Below are 18320 nucleotides of genomic sequence, written 5' to 3'. Positions count from 1 at the left end.
TCTAATGTTGTTTAATCGTATTCCAAGTTATTTGCCCGTCCGCTATTTTGTGTTTTAGCTCTGGTTTACTATTTAAAAGTGCCATTGCTTTATCATTCTCTGATAGATAACAACAAAGCGCTCCGGCATTATTTTCTATTACATCTTCACTATTAAGTAGCTTCTTCATATCATTTAAAAGTTCTTCATTCAAAAACTTTGAAACTGGCCTCCAAAATAATGGGTCTATTTTTCTACCCGCAGCCCATCTTTCATGTGCATAATCCGATATTATTCTTGTTAAATCTTCATTTGCTCTTTCGTCAACAGCTTCTATTTGAGAAAGGTCACGTTCCATAAATGCCGCTTTCAAAAACATTTGGTTCCACTGTTGGTCATTGAAAAACCTTGCAGGGTAAGGATTGTTCAATGATATGGCATCAAAAATAGTAGCAATATTTGTTCTTAAAGCTTCTACCGCTGTTTGTTTGTAGGCCTCAGGATTTGGTAATAAAATCAAGTATTTGAGAAATGTTTCTAACTCACTTGTATCAGCCACTTGTATAATATTCGCCACTTTAGGAGTATAAAACTCCAAATCTTGAACAAGAACCTCTGACAACAAATAGATACGTGCTATTTGTAAAATATTTGCTTTATGCTCGCTAAAATAACGGGCACTTTCAGAATCTTGAAATTCAAATGAAATTGGTTTTACCCCTTCAAACTTTATATTCAAAAGGCTGTAAGTCATAAATAAGTCTTTTGAAGACTTATCATCTGCCAAAGTTTCAATTTTACCCTTTAACCAAGCAACACTTTCTGCATTTCCATATTTTATTAATATATTCTGAATATCTTCTTGATTGTGCATTTTAAAATATAGGATTGATCTTACTTCAAAAATAATTATTATTCAGCAGTAAGTCGTCTAGGTTTTTGATTAAAATTGGTGAGGTCTTCAAAATCTTTCTAATTTTGGAAAAAAGTAAATTATGCTGGGCTTAAAACTACCTACCGACCCAAGATGGGTTAATATTGTCGAAAAAAATATTGACGAAATATTGACCGATCATGCGTACTGCGAGCAAAAAGCGGCTAGTACTGCAATCTCGTTAATAGTATCTTTTCCTGAATATACTGAGCTAGTTACAGAAATGGTAGCTTTATCCAGGGAAGAAATGGGCCATTTTAAAATGGTACACGATCTTATTTTACAACGTGGCAATACTTTAGGTAGAGACCGTAAGGATGATTATGTAATCGAACTCATTAAGTTTTTTCCAAAGGGAGGGAGCAGAACTACCCAACTGGTTCATAGATTGCTTTATGCCGGACTAATTGAAGCCCGTAGTTGTGAGCGTTTTAGGTTGCTTTCTGAAGAATTGGAAGATAAAAAACTTGCCGATTTCTATCACAAATTAATGATCAGTGAAGCTGGACACTATACCATGTTCTTAAAATTTGCTCGCAAATATGGTGAACTAGAAGAAGTGAATAAAAAATGGGACAGCCTTTTGGAATATGAAGCTCAAATCATGAAAAACCTAGGAAATAAAGAAAGTATTCACGGTTAAAGATTATTTTTTTTGAATTTCTGAATAATATAAATTCTTAATAATACCATCTGAAAGTCCAATTTTAGGAACGTGAATTTTCTTTGCTCCGCTCCATTTTGCCGCTGAAAGAAATATTTTAGTTGCCGGAATAATAACGTCCGCCCTATCTGGATTTAAGCCTAGTTCTGAAATTCTATCATCATAACTTAAGCTATCTAAGAAATGGTATTGGGCATTTAGCCATATATAAGATAATGGTTCGCCTTCTTTTCTACCTGATAACTTATGTAACTTATTGATATTACCACCTGAGCCTATGATCGATAATTTAGGCTTGTCCTTTAAATTCTTCTTTATCCATTCTTCTAATTTTTTCCAAGTTTCTGGTTTGACCATATCGTTCAAAAGTCTTACCGTACCTAATTTAAAAGATTTGGAAACTTTGATATTGCCATTTGAAAATAAGGTAAATTCCGTGCTACCTCCACCAACGTCTATATATAAATAACATTGATCATCTTTAATTAAATTCTTTAAATCTGTTGAGGCAATAATGGCAGCTTCTTGCTTACCATCTATTAAATCTATTTTGACTCCAGATTCTTGAACGACCTTCTCAATTATTTCATTCCCATTATTCGCTTCTCTCATTGCAGACGTCGCACACGCTCTATACTTTTCAACACCTGCAACTTCCATTAAAAGTTTAAAAGCCTTCATGGTCTTAATGAGTCGCGCTTCATTAACTTCAGATATTTCACCTACGGTAAACGAATCTTCGCCTAAACGTACAGGGACTCTAACCAATGCACTTTTTCTAAATTGAGTCTTTTTATCCTTATCCTCAATAACATTGTGCGTTAGCAATCTAATAGCATTGGAGCCTATATCAATTGCTGCAAATTTTCTTACTTTCAAAAAATGTCTTTTTTAAGATTCTTGCTTATTTGCATAATATTCATATGTAGCAAATTGTGATCTTATTTTAGGTACCGTTGTCTTTTTATATATATTATCTTGTTGTTCATTAAAAACACGAGCCTTCATATTATCATTCCAACAGATATCGAAAGTTTCCATTAATTCCTTTTTAATATCTTCATCATAAATAGGGCAACCTACTTCTACTCGATAGTCAAGATTTCTTGTCATCCAATCTGCAGATGATATATATATTTTGGTATCTCCCCCATTTGCAAATGCAAAAGTACGTGTATGCTCTAAAAATTTATCAATGACACTAATCGCTTCTATGTTTTCACTCATACCCTCAACCCCTGGTATTAAGCAACATATACCCCTTATAATCAACTGGATCTTTACCCCTGCCCTACTTGCTTCATATAATTTATCTACCATCTTATAAGAAGTAAAACTATTCATCTTGATTTTAATAAAAGCTACTTTACCTTCCTTTGCATTTGTAATCTCATTATCAATTAATTTCATAAATGCATTTTTGGTATAATGCGGTGAAACAATTAAGTGTTTATATTTATTTATCTTATAGGTAGTTTCAAAAAAGTCAAAAACTTTATTTAGTTCCTTTAATATAGAATCATCTGCCGTAAAAAGGGTGAAATCTGTATAAATTCTAGCTGTAGATTCGTTAAAATTACCTGTACTTACAAATCCGTATCTTTTAATTGCATCGTTCTCTTCTCGCTCTATTAAACAAATCTTACTATGAACTTTTAAACCAGGTACACCGAAAATTAGTTTTACGCCTTCAGCTTGCAACTGTTCAGCATATTCAATATTCGCTTGCTCATCAAAACGAGCTTGAAGTTCAATCTGAACAGTAACTTGCTTTCCGTTTTTAACGGCATTGATTAATGAGGCCGCTATTTGCGAATTGCTTGCCAACCTGTATACTGTAATTTTTATGCTACGAACTTTAGGATCAAGTGCGGCTTCTCTTAAAAACTTAAGCACATATGTAAATGTATGATATGGCGTATATTGCAAATAATCTTTTTGAGCGATACTCTCTAAAATACTACCTTCAACACTTAAACCTTTTACCGGTAAAGGCGTAATTTTATCATATAATAAGTCTTTTCTACCTAAACTTGGAAAACCCATATAATCTCTACGGTTATGGTATCTACCACCTGGTATAACACTATCCGTGTCCTCTATATTCATTTTTTCTTTCAAAAAGGTCAAGGTATCCCTACCAATACTTTTATCATATACAAAACGAACAGGGTCACCTATTTTTCTATGTTCTACACTAGATGAAATCTTCTCTATAAAACTTTTACTTAAGTCATTATCTATATCTAGTTCTGCATCTCTGGTTATTTTAATCATATGAGCAGAAATAGATTCGTACTCAAACATGGTAAAAATATTATCCAAACAATATCTAATCAAATCATCGAGAATAATTATAAAACTTTTTTCTCCTTCATCTGGCAATACAACAAAACGATCTATCCCCTTCGGAATTTCAATTAACGCGTAGCGCTTCTCTTTCTTACTTTCTTCACTCTTAATAACCATTTTCACTGCTAAATAGGCTGCAGTATCTTTTAAGGTAGGAAAACGAGTAAGATCATTGAGAATAATGGTCATTAATTGCGGACTCACCTCTTTCAAGAAATAGGCTTTTACAAACTCCTTTTGATTTTCGTTTAATTCCGTTTCCTGAATGATAAATATATTCTTACCCTCAAGCTCATGCTCAATTCTTCTTAGAATAGTCAAACTCTTGGTTTGCTGCTCAATTACAATATTTGTAATCTCCTCTAAAAGGTCTTTTGCTTTTTCACCTCCTAAAACACTTTTACCTGTTTTACCGGCTTCAACTATTCGCTTTACAGTTGCGTAACGAACTTTAAAAAACTCATCTAAGTTATTTGAGAAAATTCCTAAAAAACGAAGTCTTTCAATTAATGGAACATTCTTATCCGCGCTTTCTTGTAATACACGCTCGTTGAACCATAACCAACTTATTTCTCTATTTACGTACTGGTTGTTATTTTTTATCATGCTTTTAGTTGCTTCGGAAAAATGGTTTGTATTGTTGAGCCTTTATTAACATTAGCCCAGGTATTTTCATTGAATTGCAAATGAACAAATCCGCTAGTAGGCACATTATCAACATGCTTATCTCCCATAGAATTTGTTAAATGGGTAAAGGTATGGTTGTGTCCAAAAAGAAGGACATTATCTAAATTATCATCTAAATCTTTAATAAACTGGAAAACTTGATTCCCTGAAAAATCATACAGATGAGCATCTACACTACAACTCTCTAACGGATAATTCAGAATTCGCAAACAAATCATACAGGTATGAAACGCCCTGTTTGCCGGACTGGTATACACATGATCTATTTTTAAATTTAGTTTGGAAATTTCTTCGCCTACCAAACGGGCGTCAGAAATTCCTCTTTGCAATAATGCCCTGTCTTCATCGCCAACATTTAGCTCCCAAGAAGATTTACCATGGCGCATTAAAAATAGATTTTTCATCATACTTATTTAAGGAGCTAATCGCTCAATTTTCCAATCATATTCATTTGTAAGGGTGTACCTAATACGATCGTGCAATCTATTAGGTCTTCCTTGCCAAAACTCCATAGAAACCGGTCTTACCAAATAACCGCCCCAATAGTTTGGTCTTTCAATTTCCTTACCTTCATATTCCTTCTCCAACTTGGTAAGTTTATCCTCTAAAACAGCTCTAGAGTCTATTACCGTACTTTGATCGGAAACCATCGCTCCTAACTTGCTTCCGTCTGGTCTTGAATCAAAATACCCGTCAGATAGATTTTTTGGCAGTTTTTCCGCAATTCCTTTTATAATCACTTGGCGTTCTAAATTTGCCCAGAAAAAAGAAATACAGATATTTGGGTTTGCACTAATGGCACGACCTTTCTCACTATTGTAATTCGTATAAAAGATAAAACCTTCGTGAGTATATTTTTTTAGAAGTACTACCCTACTTTTAGGAAAACCATCTAAACCAACTGTAGATACCGTCATGGCATTTGGTTCATCTACTCCATCAGATTTTTCAACCTCATAGAACCATGTTTGAAAAAGTTGAATTGGATTGTCAGATATACTGTCTTCCATCAACGCACTTTTCTCGTAAGATTTCCTGTAATCGCCTAAATCTTTTTGCATCATTTTCGTGTTAAAAACAAGATAAACAAAGTTCTAAAAAGAAAGGAAAATAAACGTTATAAAAATGTATTTAATAGCTTAAAAATCAAAAGTCTTACCATCATCGGCAAGAAGTACATTAGGAAAAATTGTTGAAGCTTCTTCTTTAAATAGTGCTATAGATTTATATCGAGTAGAATAATGACCTAATACCAAGGTTCTTACATTAGCATCTCTTGCTACTTTTGCCGCCTGCATAGCTGTAGCGTGCTTAGTTTTTGTTGCCAATTCTGCCTCTGACTCTAAAAAAGTAGATTCATGATACAAAACATCAACATCTTTAATCTTCTCAGCTAAGCTATCATCATAAATAGTATCACTACAAAAAGCGTATGATTTTGGCTTTGGTGGATTAAAAGTTAATGTACTATTGGCTATCACTTCTCCATTATCTAAAGTAATATCCTTACCATTTTTTATGTTTTGATAATATGCCTTATCAATACCATATTCCTCAGCAGCTTCAATATTCAGTTTTCGCTTTCCAATTTTTTCCTGAAACAAGTAACCATTTGTATAAATTCTATGATCTAGCGGTATTGTAGTAACACTAATTTTACTATCCTCAAAAATAAGTTCAGATTCTTTACTTGATAGTTCATGAAACAATAGAGGGTAGTTGGTCCAAGAATCTCCCAACTTTAAAAGTAAAGTTATCGCCTCTTTTATTCCTTTAGGACCATAAACATGCAACTCTTTCTCTCTTCCCAACAATCTCATTGTAGAAATAAAACCTGGCAACCCAAAAAAGTGGTCTCCGTGCAAATGAGAAATGAAAATATGATTGATTCTAGAGAACTTTATTTTATGCCTTCTCAGCTCCACTTGGGTACCTTCTCCACAATCAATTAACACCACTTGATTATTGATCTCTAGAACTTGAGATGTAGGGTTCGTAAGTGTTCTTGGTGTTGCCGCATAGCAACCCAATACAGTAAGATGCATAAAAAAGTACTTAAGTATTCCTATTTGCAATTCAGGGTTGTTTTAAATACCCAAATCACGTTCTATTTCTTCCATTTCAACAATGTCCCTAGCTTCTTGAAGTGTAGGCACTAAATTGATTTCTTCTGGCACTTCATCGTATGAAACCTTATCAGATACCAAAACAAAAGACTGTTTGTTCTCTTTATGTTTTCTAGCTATTTCTAAAAATGAAATAACATTATATGGCGTAAGCTCAGAGAATCTCAATAAATCTAACACTAAATTATCATTCTTTAATTTGGTATATTCCTTATCCAAATTTTCCAAAAAACGCTCAATAGAAATTTCTTCCTGAGAGACGATTATCAACGATCCTTCTTTAGTAAAAATCATATCATTTAATTTTAGATGCTAACAAATAAATCGCTGCCATACGTATGGCTACTCCGTTTTCAACCTGATTCAGAATTATTGATTGTTTTGAATCTGCAACGTCACTTGTAATTTCTACACCTCTGTTTATAGGACCAGGGTGCATGATTACAATTTCTTTATCCAAACTATCAAGTAATTTTTTATTGACTCCGAATTGTTGGGTGTATTCTCGTGTTGTCGGAAAATAAGATATATCTAATCTTTCGTTCTGTATACGTAACATATTAGCTACATCGCACCACTCCAAAGCTTTTCTTAAATTGGTTTCCACACCTACACCTAAAGATTCTATATGTTTAGGTAACAAAGTTTTAGGTCCACATACCTTAACATTTGCTCCTTGTAATCTGAGAGCAAATATATTTGAGAGCGCCACCCTTGAGTGAAGAATATCACCTACAATAACTACATTTTTACCAGCAACATCACCAAGTCTTTCTCGTATAGAATAAGAATCCAGTAATGCCTGTGTAGGATGCTCATGCGCACCATCTCCAGCATTGACAATAGATGCATTTACATGCTTGGATAAAAATATACCCGCACCAGGATTAGGATGCCGCATAACTACCATATCTACTTTCATAGATAAAATGTTATTTACGGTATCGATTAAGGTTTCTCCTTTTTTTACAGAAGACTGACTGGCAGAGAAATTAAGAACATCTGCAGACAATCGTTTTTCTGCAAGCTCAAAAGACAATTTTGTTCTGGTACTATTCTCAAAAAATATATTGGCAATTGTAATATCTCTAAGCGAAGGCACTTTTTTAATCGATCGGTTGATCACTTCCTTAAAATGATCGGCAGTTTCAAAAATAAGCTGAATATCGGTTTCCTTTAGGTATTTAATTCCCAGTAAGTGTTTAACACTCAGTTCGCTCATTTTCTTATCTATTTACTAAATATATAATATCTTCCCCGTCATTTTCTTCCCACATCACCTTTACTTTCTCATCATTGATCGCATCTACCTGACGACCTCTATAATTAGGCTGTATGGGCAAATGCCTGCTAAATCTTCGGTCTATCAAACACAAAAGTTCTACATCTTTTGGTCTACCAAAAGATTGTAAAGCAGTTAACGCCGCATTTATACTTCTACCTGTATAAAGAACATCATCTATTAAGACTACGTTCTTATCCTCTATTAAGAAATCGATTTTTGTTTTTGTAGCTTCTAAAGTCTTATCACCCCTTCTAAAATCATCACGATAAAAAGTGATATCTAAGAAACCTAAATCTATCTGTTTTACTTTGTATTCATCTTTCAGAATTTTTGTCAAGCGTTGAGCAAGAAATTTCCCTCTAGGTTGAATACCTATTAAAACCGTATTTTCAAAAGTTAAATGGTTTTCGAGAAGCTGACAAGCCAATCGATGCAGGATGATATTTATTTCTTTAGAAGAGAGTAAAACTTTTTGACTCATAATAGGCACCCGTGCTTTTAGCTAAACAAAAATAGATAATTCTATCTAAACTTTAATAGCTTAATTAAGGAAGTAAAAATGAAACTGTAAACTAAACCCTTTTAAAAGACGAGTCTACAAACCTAGGATAGAGAAAAAAGCCTCTTTATGACTCTCACCAATTGGAATACGCATGTCATTAATTACAATTCTGTTACGCTGTACCGTTTTAATATAATTTACGTTAACCACATAAGATTTATGAACTCTAAGAAATTGGTTAGCAGGTAATTTATTCATTATTTCTTTAAAACTCATTAATGTTAAAATCGTCTTATTCGTATTAGCAATATGAATTTTCAAATAATCTTTTAAACCTTGTACATATTCAATTTGGTCAAGATCAATTTTTATGCTTTCATACTCAGCCTTAACAAAAATGAATTTTTTTTCTATTGTACTATCACCGGTTGAAGAGAAAACATTTGCTTCCATAATAGGTTTTTCTTTTTTTGAGATTAAATCTTGTACTCTAGATACTGATTTTATAAAACGATGATATGGAATTGGTTTCACCAAATAATCTACAGCATTCAACTCAAAGCCATCTACGGCATATTGAGAATAGGCTGTGGTAAAAATAAACAAAGGCTTATTGTCTAATGTCCCCATAAAATCAATTCCATTTATTTGAGGCATTTCTATGTCACAAAAAATCAAATCAATTTTCTTTTCATTGATTTCCGTAATGGAATCTAAAGGATTGGTATATGTATTTACCAATTCAATAAAATCTAGCTTTTCACAATAGCTAGAAAGAATTTCAATTGCTAGTGGTTCGTCATCAATTATTATACATTTCATAAGCTAGGTTGTTTTTGGTAAATAGTTAGTGAAACTTCATAATCCTTTCCATCATTCTCTACAACAAGATCATGTAAACCTGGGTATATCAATTCTAATTGATTTCTAATATTTTCTAAACCAATACCTGAATTTTTAGTGGGTTCTCTAAAAACCCCAATTTTATTTTTAACATTTAAATAAACAGAAGCACCTGTAATTGTCAACGTAATTTTTACGTAAGTTTTACCTTTATAATCTGTACCATACTTAAAGGCATTTTCTATAAAAGAAATAAATAATAAAGGTGGTACTGCCCTACCCCTATCTTCTCCTGTTATTTTTAAAGATACATTTTCACTATCAGATAATCTTAAACGCTGTAATTTAATATAACTCTTAATATAGTCTAATTCTTTATTCAACGGAACTAAATCTTTATCTGCCTCATAAATCATATACCTCATCAATTCAGACAAATCAACTATAGCTTCAGAAGTATCTGGAGATTTTTTTACAGAAAGGGCATAAATAGTATTGAGTGAATTAAATAAAAAATGTGGATTTAATTGTGCTTTTAAAAATTGTAATTCAGACTTTATGTTCTCTTTCTCGACAGACAATCTTAAATTCTCATTTCGTTTCCATTCAACATACATTCTTAAGATAGCGCTGATAACATAAGGGATTCCAAGATTTACAACAGATCTGTAGACAGGCATAAATGCCAATCCTCTGGGAGGTTGATGGTCCATAAATATGTTTTCAGGAAATTTTGGCTCATAAAAGTGATCAATTAACAAAACTGAAACGATTAATAGACCAGCGGAAACCAAAAGGTAAACAAGAACACTTTTTTTTAATAGATACGACGGTACTAAATAGAAATAATTGAAATAAAAAAGTATAAGAATAACGATCAGCTTAGGAAAAACATCTGAAGGAATTGGTCTCGCATCATTTAATACCGGATAAAAAGCAAGCCCACATAACAATATCCATATACTAATATGAACAAGTATTTGAACTCTATTTTTTATTATTATTTCCATAAAGGTTAATGACCCACCAAGGTAGCAATATCCAGTTTCTCCATTTCTGATGGTGACAAGACAGGTGACTTACCTTCTTTTAATTTAGATAAAACCAAATTTGCTGTTTTAAGAGCCTCTTCTTCAGAAGCAAATTTTTGTTTCCCAGGAAAACCAGGAATATATTCTTGTAATATTACAATTTTATTTCCAACCTTAATTTGATAACCATAACCATCATTTAAATCGATCACTTCACTATGAAGAGTCTTACTTTTATTGGTAACTGTTTGATTATAAATTAGAAAACCTAACCCTAACATCAAAAATAAAACAATTGCAATCGAATATTTTAGAGTGGAACTCATAAATAAATATTTAAAAATGGGCCAACCCACACAGATTGGCCCATAAAATTAAAAAATGCACTCACTATGAAAAACTAATCTTCCTCTTCATACTCATCAAGAGGAAAAAACTCATCTAAATCGTCTAAATATAAAGTACCTGTTCTACCCATACCAATAAAAGCACGTGTACCATTCGAAAAAGCAATGGCGTCTTGGCGAGATGTTCCCTCAAAATTGGTTTTCTGCTCCCATTCATCAGTTGATGCATCATATTCCCAAACAGTGCTAACAGTTCCTCCATATTCTCCACAAGCTATATACCCGTAACCGTTTAAAGTAAAACCTACAGCATTACTTCTTGTAATAACATATTCATCTTCTTCATCAAGATCCAATTTACTTGTCCAAACCTCTGTTGAAGGGTCAAATACCCAAAAATCATCTAAATAAGCTCCATTGGAAACACCTGTTCCCAAATACACCAAACCATCTATAACAAAGGTAGTTGCAGCTCTTCGTTTATCTCCACCAAAACCTACTAGTTCGGTCCAGGTATCGGTTCCTGGACTATATTTCCAGAAATCTTTTCTATCATTCTCTCCGTCATAACCGGTACCAACATAACCAGAACCATTAACGCCAAAACCTACTGCACTTCTTCTTGCAGTTGGTAATGATGCAATTTCTGTCCAAGTATTAGATGCCGTATTATAACTATAAAAATCAGTTAATTCATTAACACCATCATAACCAGAACCTATATAACCAGTTCCATCAACTTCAAAACCTACCGCAGCATTTCTGGCAACACCAGGGAAATCTGCTTTCTGCGACCAATAATCTCCATCAATCTCATATGCCCAAAATGATGACAGATAGTCATCACCATCATAACCGACACCCATATAACCAACATTGTCTATTGTAAATCCAGACACACTACTTCTAGCACTACCATCAAAAACAGATTTATCTATCCAGTTTCCTAAATCGTCATCATCATCACTTGAACAGCTTGAAATTACCATAGCCATAAATGCCATTCCAGTAATCTTGTATACATACGATTTTCTTTTATTCATTATTTTTTGTTTTAAAGTTCTTCTTTTCAAGATCAAATCTACTAGAGACCATAGTGTCTAAAAAAACACAATAGATTAAGAATGATATTTAACATACCAAACCCTAATTTTTATCTACGAACACAAACATTTCATTAATAGTTCAAATAACAGTGTTCATCCCTTAACATTACCGATTCGTCTATTCAGGTTTTTACAACCATACTTGGTATTTAGTTTTGATAAAAATCTAATTCTAAATGAAGGTGTTATTAAACAAAATGCGTACGCTATACATTATAATGTTCGGCGGTTTCTTATCGATTGCCGCCATCTCTTGCAGTAATGATATATATAATGATTCAGATTTTGTTGCCGGAGATACATTTACCGATAGCAACATTCGTCTCATATTGATTGACACATTAACAGTCAGTACTTCTACTATGAAGTTTGATAGTATTACCACCTCTGAATCTTCTAGAATTCTTAATGGTAAATACACCGACACAGTTTTTGGCACTATAACAGCATCAAGTTACATGCAATTTTTGCCAGAAACCTATACTATAGATATTGAAGCTGAATTTGACAGCCTTGTAATGGTTTTAGGGTATGACAGTTATTATTATAACGATACACTGCAAACAAATACAGTTCATATTAAAAAAATTAATGAAAATCTAAAACCAGTAAGCGACGATTATTTTTATAATACAAGTAATATTGGGTATGATGAAGATGATCTTGGATTTTTAGAATATAGACCAAGACCTTTAGCCGGCGACTCTTTAACTATTAAATTAATAGATGAATTTGGAACCGATGTTTTTGATCAGCTTCAGGAAAAAAATATTGTTAATTCTGACGAATACAGAGACTACTTTAAAGGGATTGCGATACTACCGGATGAAACTGATAATGGGTCTATAATAGGATTTTCTAAATCTTCGGAAAACACATATATGCGTCTATATTACAGTACAGACACTGCAGATGAGTCTGTTCAAGAGTACATTGATATTCAAATTGATGCTACCACTACCCCAATTCCATTCTTTAATCGAATTACGGCAGATGACCCCATAACGCCACTACAATCCTTAACAGACAGCAAAGTAAATTTACCTAGTGAAGATTCTTACAATCAAAGCTATATAGAGTCTGGTGTTGGCGTAGCTATGCGAGTACAATTCCCAAGTATAACCAGTCTTTATGATATACCTGGTAGTGGAACCATACTAGATGGTGTTTTAAAAATAAAACCGGTTGCGGGTACCTATGACGATCATTTAAAACTAAGAGATACGCTTGCCGTTTATGTCGTTGACCAAAACAATGACTTAATCGAGACACTGTCCTCTTCCTCTTATGCTATACTCAACAGGGAGGATCAAGAATTTAATGAAATCTATTATGAGATATCATTGTCCTATTATTTAGAAGAACTTCAATTAAAAGACAGAGATATAGATGACGCTCTAATTTTACTTCCCGTTGATTACAATTCTTCTGTTGATAGATTTATTATGAGCGGTAATGGAAATGGTGAAAATGAAACAATTTTAGAATTAACATACGGTATATACGATGAAGATTAACCAAATTATATTTATTACCATAGGAATATTATTCGCTTTTAATCAAGTCTCTGCACAGTCAGAAGCGCTAACTAGTTCACCATATTCACTATATGGTTTAGGCGTAATAAACCAAACTAGTATCGGTAAATTCAATAGCTTAGGATATAGCGGTATTGGAATAAAATCTCCATACGAACTCAATAACTTGAACCCTGCTAACTATGCCTTAATTCCACAAAACTCCTTTTTATATGATATAGGGGTAACAGGAGAATTCAATAACTATAGTAACACATCTGCTTCTGAAGAAAAATCTAATGTAAACTTCTCTAATATCGCATTTGGTTTTAGAATTATGGAGAATCTTGGCGCAGGTATTACAATGGTTCCATACAGTGATGTTGGATATTCCCTACTTGGTGTAAGCAGTAACATTGAAGGTTCAACAGAAGTCTTCGAAAGCAACATTACAGGTCTAGGAGGGCTAAACGACATCAAACTAAATGTTGGTTATTCTCTTAACCCAAAATTAAGATTAGGATTAAGTGCTTCTTTCTTATTCGGAAACATTGAAGAAACCGAATCTTTTATTTATAACTCCACATCATTTGAATCAATAGAAAAAACGAATTATAGCGGTGCAAGGTTAGGTTTTGGACTTCAATATGACGTTAATGATAAGATCACTATTGGTAGCACCGTCCAATTACCTACTAATTTGAATGGAAACCTTAAAAGATCTGTAGACAAATCATTATCCGGTATTGAAATTTCAGTAGAAGACGAAAGCTCTGATTCTGTTTCCGACTTTAAACTGCCATTAGAGCTTGGATTTGGAATGAGTATAAAACCTATTGAAGAATTAACTTTTAGTGCTGATTACAAGAAAAACTTTTGGACGGATACCGATCAATCTGAAAATATAGGGTCATATCAAGACCAAGATATTTATGCCTTCGGATTAGAATTTATTCAAGACCCTACTAGCTACAAATATGGTCAAAGGCTTGCCTATAGATTAGGGTACAATTATGATAATGGTTACTTAGCAATAGGCGACAACAAAGTAGAAGGTTACAACTTTACCGCAGGTATAGGTATACCTACAAGTAGAGGTACACATTCTATGATAAACCTTTCGTATAGTTATGGTTCTAAAGGCTTATTGCAGAATGTTCTCATAAAAGAAAACTACCATTTAGTTACATTAAACCTAAGCTTAGAAGACTTATGGTTTGTTAAGAAAAAAGTCTATTAGTAATTGGTGCAAACTATAAGCATTAGTTCCATTTCAGCAACATCAGCACATACCTAATTATATTAAGATCTCCATTAGTAATTCATTTTTTTAGAACCCTAATAGGAACTGAAATTGTGGATATTAAAAAAAGCCCAGATGAATAATCTGGGCTTTTGTATTTAAGCTTGTTAAGCGCACATTAGTTAAGTTTGGCACATATCAAACCCAACAATCTATAACGTTGGAAGCTTTTAGAATTTTATTTACATCTACTTATAGGAGCCTAAATACATTAGTTATTTCCTAATTATAAATTGCAACTAACTTATTGTTCCAAGCTTTTTATCTTCACCTTATCTGGCAATATAAATGGTTTTGTTAGGTATAATAGCGCTATCAAACTCCATAATCTTGAAAAACAAAAAGCCCGGATATGAATCCGGGCTTTTACTTATTATCCTTTTTCAAGGATATATACTAATGAAATTACTTCTTCTTAGAATCAGCTTCCATTTTGTCTTTCAACGCTTGTAGTGCATCGTTAGCATCACCTAAAGTAGGCTTAGCTTCATCTGCGCTAGCTGCTTGTCTTTTGACAGCTGCTTTTACATTACGTTGCTCTTCTTCACGGAAAATAGCAGTATGACTAGCTACTACACGTTTGAAGTCTTTATTGAACTCAATAATCTTGAATTCAGCTTCATCGCCTTTACCTAGTTTCTTACCATCTTCTTTCTCTAAATGACGTTGAGGAATGAATGCAGTAATATCTTCGTTAAATTCAATTGTTGCACCTTTATCAACTACATCAGAAATGGTTGCTGTATGAACTGTACCCAAAGCGAATTCAGTTTCATATTTATCCCATGGGTTTTCTGTAGTCTGCTTATGACCTAAGCTTAATTTACGACCATCAACATCTAATTCCAATACTTCAACTTCTAAAGTATCACCTACGTTAGTAAACTCAGATGGATGCTTGATTTTCTTAGTCCAAGAAAGATCAGAGATGTAAATTAAACCGTCAATACCTTCTTCTAGTTCAACGAAAACACCAAAGTTTGTAAAGTTTCTTACAATACCTTTATGCTTAGAACCTACAGGGTATTTAGTAGTAATATCAGTCCAAGGATCTGGAGTCAATTGCTTGATACCAAGAGACATTTTACGATCTTCACGATCTAATGTCAATACAACTGCTTCAACCTCATCACCAACTTTTACGAAATCTTGTGCAGAACGCAAGTGCGTAGACCAAGACATTTCAGAAACGTGGATAAGACCTTCAACACCTTCAACAACTTCAATGAATGCGCCGTAATCAGCTATAACAACTACTTTACCTTTTACTTTATCACCAATCTTAATTTCATCAGATAAAGCTTCCCAAGGGTGCTTCTCTAATTGCTTAAGACCTAATTGAATTCTAGATTTGTTTTCATCAAAATCAAGAATTACAACATTTAATTTCTGATCAAGCTCAACAACCTCGTTCGGGTGGTTGATTCTGCTCCAAGAAAGGTCAGTAATGTGAACTAAACCATCAACACCACCAAGATCAATAAACACACCGTAAGAAGTAATGTTTTTAACAACACCTTCTAATACTTGTCCTTTTTCTAATTGGCTAATGATTTCTTTCTTCTGTTCTTCAATATCAGCTTCAATAAGCGCTTTATGAGAAACAACAACGTTCTTAAATTCATGATTGATTTTCACAACCTTGAATTCCATTGTTTTGTTTACATACTGATCGTAATCACGAATAGGCTTAACATCTATTTGAGAACCTGGTAAGAAAGCTTCAATACCAAATACGTCAACAATCATACCACCTTTAGTTCTGCACTTAACAAAACCACTAACGATTTCTTCTTTGTCATGAGCCGCGTTAACACGGTCCCAAGCCATAATAGTTCTCGCCTTTCTGTGAGATAATACTAATTGACCACTTTTATCCTCACGAATATCGATCAATACCTCTACTTTGTCTCCAACTTTTAAACCTGGGTTGTAACGAAATTCGTTTAACGAAATTACACCTTCAGATTTTGCGTTAATATCAATGATAGCTTCTCTATCAGTAATATAAACAACCTTACCTTCTACTACTTCCTCATCGGCAGTATCTACGAAGTTTTCGGCAACTAATTCTTCAAATTCCTTTAATTTAGAATCATCAACACGCTCAATACCTTGCTCGTATTTTTCCCAGTTAAAGTTTTCTAAGAACTCTTTTGGATCTTGCTGTGGAGTTTCAACAGCTTGTTGTGTTGCTTCAGTAGTAGCTTCTACCTCTGCGTTTGTTTTTTCTTCAGCCATTTGCTGATTAATAATTTGTATTCCATAACCTCATCAAGACTTAGGCAACAACTATGAAAGTAGTTATATTTATTTGTTTATCTAATCCCTTTTTCTCTTGACTTCCTTGCAAAAAAGGTGTGCAAAAATAATCATTTTATTTAAATTAGACAACAGAACTACTTATTACACGTTCATTTATGGATTATGGCATGATTTTAGAGTTATACATCTTAAATATGCTTATCTTAGAAGTATTATAATAACCATTAAAAAAGTAAATTTATGAGTGTTAAGGCAAAATATCAAGGTGTATTGGATCTTGGTGAGCAATTAGGTATAAAAGACGGTAATGTAACTGTTGAAGGTGATGTTCTTAAAGTAAAAGGACAAGCAAAAACGCCTTATGAAAAAGACCTAATGTGGGATAAAATTAAGCAACTAGGTGGTGAAAGTCCTTCTGACATTAAAGCTAATATCTCTGTTGAAGATGATTCTGTTTATCATAGACACGTAGTTAAAGGTGGTGAGTCTTTGAGTAAAATAGCAAAGCACTATTATGGTGATGCAATGAAATACAAAGATATTTTTGAAGCAAATACGGGTATCTTGAAAAATCCGGATGTAATTCATCCAGATCAAGTATTGGTTATACCAAACAAATAATATTCAATTGAATATAAATAAAAAGAGGTTAGCATTGCAAACCTCTTTTTTATGCTTGCTTCTCAATAACCCGAAGCGAATGTTCATAGATTCTTTGAAACTGGTCTTCTAACCCTAAATCACTATTATCAAACTCAATAGCATCTTCTGCCCTTTTCAAGGGTGAAATTGCACGGTTACTATCTATATAATCTCTTTTTTGAACATTTTCAAGAATATCTGAATACTCCACATCTTCTCCCCTATCCAGCAATTCTTTATATCTTCTTACCGCTCTCTTTTCTGGTGAAGCCGTCATGAAAATTTTAAGTTCCGCATCAGGGAAAACAACGGTACCAATATCCCTACCATCCATAACTATACCTTTATCTACACCCATTGCCTGTTGCATGGCAACCAACTTCTCGCGTACAGCTTTTATAACAGAAACCGGACTTACATTCTTGGAGACCGGCATGGTTCTAATTTCTTTCTCTACATTTTCACCATTCAAATACATTTCGGCAAAACCTAAATCCGAATTAAAAATAAAATTCAGTTCAATATCACCTAAGGATTTTACCAATGCATCTTCATCTACTCTACCTGCATCTATAAAACCTGACTTCATAGCAAATAATGCAACCGCACGGTACATTGCACCTGTATCTACGTATACGTATTCTAACTTTTTAGCTAATTGTTTAGCCAAAGTGCTCTTTCCCGTAGAAGAGAATCCGTCTATTGCAATGGTGATTTTTTTCATTGTATTAAAAATA

General features: G+C 33.3%; 19 protein-coding genes. 4 read left to right on the top strand and 15 right to left on the bottom strand.

Translation table 11 applies throughout. The annotated features are described in order from the left end of the window. Nucleotide 1: 1 nt before the first annotated feature. The gene (locus ACJJVP_RS11460; RefSeq protein ID WP_405413795.1) at nucleotides 2–853 is read right to left on the bottom strand and encodes an EboA domain-containing protein; all 852 of its coding nucleotides are present in this window, start codon (nucleotides 851–853) and stop codon (nucleotides 2–4) included. Nucleotides 854–974: 121 nt separating this feature from the next. Here ACJJVP_RS11460 and ACJJVP_RS11455 point away from each other — a divergent pair, with 121 nt between their 5' ends. Then, on the top strand, nucleotides 975–1556 hold the full coding sequence (locus tag ACJJVP_RS11455; protein WP_405413794.1) for a tRNA-(ms[2]io[6]A)-hydroxylase: 582 nt from the start codon (nucleotides 975–977) through the stop codon (nucleotides 1554–1556). 3 nt (nucleotides 1557–1559) lie between these two features. On the opposite strand, the gene ACJJVP_RS11450 is transcribed toward ACJJVP_RS11455, so the two are convergent. From ACJJVP_RS11450 to ACJJVP_RS11395, 12 genes are all read right to left on the bottom strand, one after another. Beyond that, nucleotides 1560–2456 (bottom strand): Ppx/GppA phosphatase family protein, encoded by an 897-nt coding sequence (locus ACJJVP_RS11450; protein WP_405413793.1) that lies wholly within the window; start codon nucleotides 2454–2456, stop codon nucleotides 1560–1562. Between the two features lie 12 nt (nucleotides 2457–2468). After that, the gene (ppk1, locus tag ACJJVP_RS11445) at nucleotides 2469–4535 is read right to left on the bottom strand and encodes a polyphosphate kinase 1 (protein ID WP_405413791.1); all 2067 of its coding nucleotides are present in this window, start codon (nucleotides 4533–4535) and stop codon (nucleotides 2469–2471) included. Next, the gene (locus ACJJVP_RS11440) at nucleotides 4532–5020 is read right to left on the bottom strand and encodes a SixA phosphatase family protein (protein WP_405413790.1); all 489 of its coding nucleotides are present in this window, start codon (nucleotides 5018–5020) and stop codon (nucleotides 4532–4534) included. Before ACJJVP_RS11440 ends, ppk1 begins: the two co-directional genes overlap by 4 nt. Before the next feature lie 9 nt (nucleotides 5021–5029). Beyond that, nucleotides 5030–5677, bottom strand: a complete 648-nt coding sequence (gene pdxH, locus ACJJVP_RS11435; protein WP_405413789.1) for a pyridoxamine 5'-phosphate oxidase — start codon at nucleotides 5675–5677, stop codon at nucleotides 5030–5032. A gap of 78 nt (nucleotides 5678–5755) precedes the next feature. Then, nucleotides 5756–6661, bottom strand: coding sequence for a ribonuclease Z (locus ACJJVP_RS11430; protein WP_405413788.1), 906 nt, complete (start codon nucleotides 6659–6661; stop codon nucleotides 5756–5758). A gap of 42 nt (nucleotides 6662–6703) precedes the next feature. After that, entirely contained in the window at nucleotides 6704–7036 is a 333-nt protein-coding gene (locus tag ACJJVP_RS11425; RefSeq protein ID WP_405413787.1) for a ribonuclease Z, read from the bottom strand. Nucleotide 7037: 1 nt separating this feature from the next. Continuing rightward, nucleotides 7038–7964 carry an aspartate carbamoyltransferase catalytic subunit gene (locus ACJJVP_RS11420; RefSeq protein WP_405413785.1) on the bottom strand — a complete coding sequence of 309 codons (927 nt, stop codon included), beginning with the start codon at nucleotides 7962–7964 and terminating at the stop codon, nucleotides 7038–7040. Nucleotides 7965–7968: 4 nt separating this feature from the next. Continuing rightward, nucleotides 7969–8508 (bottom strand): bifunctional pyr operon transcriptional regulator/uracil phosphoribosyltransferase PyrR, encoded by a 540-nt coding sequence (pyrR, locus tag ACJJVP_RS11415; RefSeq protein WP_405413784.1) that lies wholly within the window; start codon nucleotides 8506–8508, stop codon nucleotides 7969–7971. A gap of 114 nt (nucleotides 8509–8622) precedes the next feature. Further along, nucleotides 8623–9351: a LytR/AlgR family response regulator transcription factor gene (locus tag ACJJVP_RS11410; RefSeq protein ID WP_405413782.1), complete on the bottom strand. Its 729-nt coding sequence runs from the start codon at nucleotides 9349–9351 to the stop codon at nucleotides 8623–8625. Further along, nucleotides 9348–10382 carry a sensor histidine kinase gene (locus ACJJVP_RS11405; RefSeq protein WP_405413781.1) on the bottom strand — a complete coding sequence of 345 codons (1035 nt, stop codon included), beginning with the start codon at nucleotides 10380–10382 and terminating at the stop codon, nucleotides 9348–9350. Before ACJJVP_RS11405 ends, ACJJVP_RS11410 begins: the two co-directional genes overlap by 4 nt. Nucleotides 10383–10387: 5 nt before the next feature. After that, the gene (locus tag ACJJVP_RS11400) at nucleotides 10388–10729 is read right to left on the bottom strand and encodes a DUF4907 domain-containing protein (protein WP_405413780.1); all 342 of its coding nucleotides are present in this window, start codon (nucleotides 10727–10729) and stop codon (nucleotides 10388–10390) included. A 74-nt stretch (nucleotides 10730–10803) separates the two neighbouring features. Beyond that, on the bottom strand, nucleotides 10804–11793 hold the full coding sequence (locus ACJJVP_RS11395; protein WP_405413779.1) for a Kelch repeat-containing protein: 990 nt from the start codon (nucleotides 11791–11793) through the stop codon (nucleotides 10804–10806). A gap of 239 nt (nucleotides 11794–12032) precedes the next feature. Here ACJJVP_RS11395 and ACJJVP_RS11390 point away from each other — a divergent pair, with 239 nt between their 5' ends. Beyond that, nucleotides 12033–13373: a DUF4270 family protein gene (locus tag ACJJVP_RS11390; protein WP_405413778.1), complete on the top strand. Its 1341-nt coding sequence runs from the start codon at nucleotides 12033–12035 to the stop codon at nucleotides 13371–13373. Beyond that, nucleotides 13363–14613 (top strand): OmpP1/FadL family transporter, encoded by a 1251-nt coding sequence (locus ACJJVP_RS11385; RefSeq protein WP_405413776.1) that lies wholly within the window; start codon nucleotides 13363–13365, stop codon nucleotides 14611–14613. Before ACJJVP_RS11390 ends, ACJJVP_RS11385 begins: the two co-directional genes overlap by 11 nt. A 468-nt stretch (nucleotides 14614–15081) precedes the next feature. Here the strand turns inward: ACJJVP_RS11385 and rpsA are convergent, their stop codons facing one another. Next, on the bottom strand, nucleotides 15082–16917 hold the full coding sequence (gene rpsA, locus ACJJVP_RS11380; protein ID WP_036155742.1) for a 30S ribosomal protein S1: 1836 nt from the start codon (nucleotides 16915–16917) through the stop codon (nucleotides 15082–15084). A gap of 264 nt (nucleotides 16918–17181) precedes the next feature. On the opposite strand from rpsA, the gene ACJJVP_RS11375 reads away from it, so the two are divergent. After that, nucleotides 17182–17562 carry a LysM peptidoglycan-binding domain-containing protein gene (locus ACJJVP_RS11375; protein ID WP_405413775.1) on the top strand — a complete coding sequence of 127 codons (381 nt, stop codon included), beginning with the start codon at nucleotides 17182–17184 and terminating at the stop codon, nucleotides 17560–17562. Nucleotides 17563–17611: 49 nt separating this feature from the next. On the opposite strand, the gene cmk is transcribed toward ACJJVP_RS11375, so the two are convergent. Then, nucleotides 17612–18307: a (d)CMP kinase gene (gene cmk / locus ACJJVP_RS11370; RefSeq protein WP_405413774.1), complete on the bottom strand. Its 696-nt coding sequence runs from the start codon at nucleotides 18305–18307 to the stop codon at nucleotides 17612–17614. Between the last annotated feature and the right edge of the window lie 13 nt (nucleotides 18308–18320).

Origin of the sequence: Maribacter sp. Asnod1-A12, from assembly GCF_045063735.1 — a bacterium.
Lineage (GTDB): Bacteria > Bacteroidota > Bacteroidia > Flavobacteriales > Flavobacteriaceae > Maribacter.
This window is presented reverse-complemented; position numbering and strand designations above follow the sequence as displayed.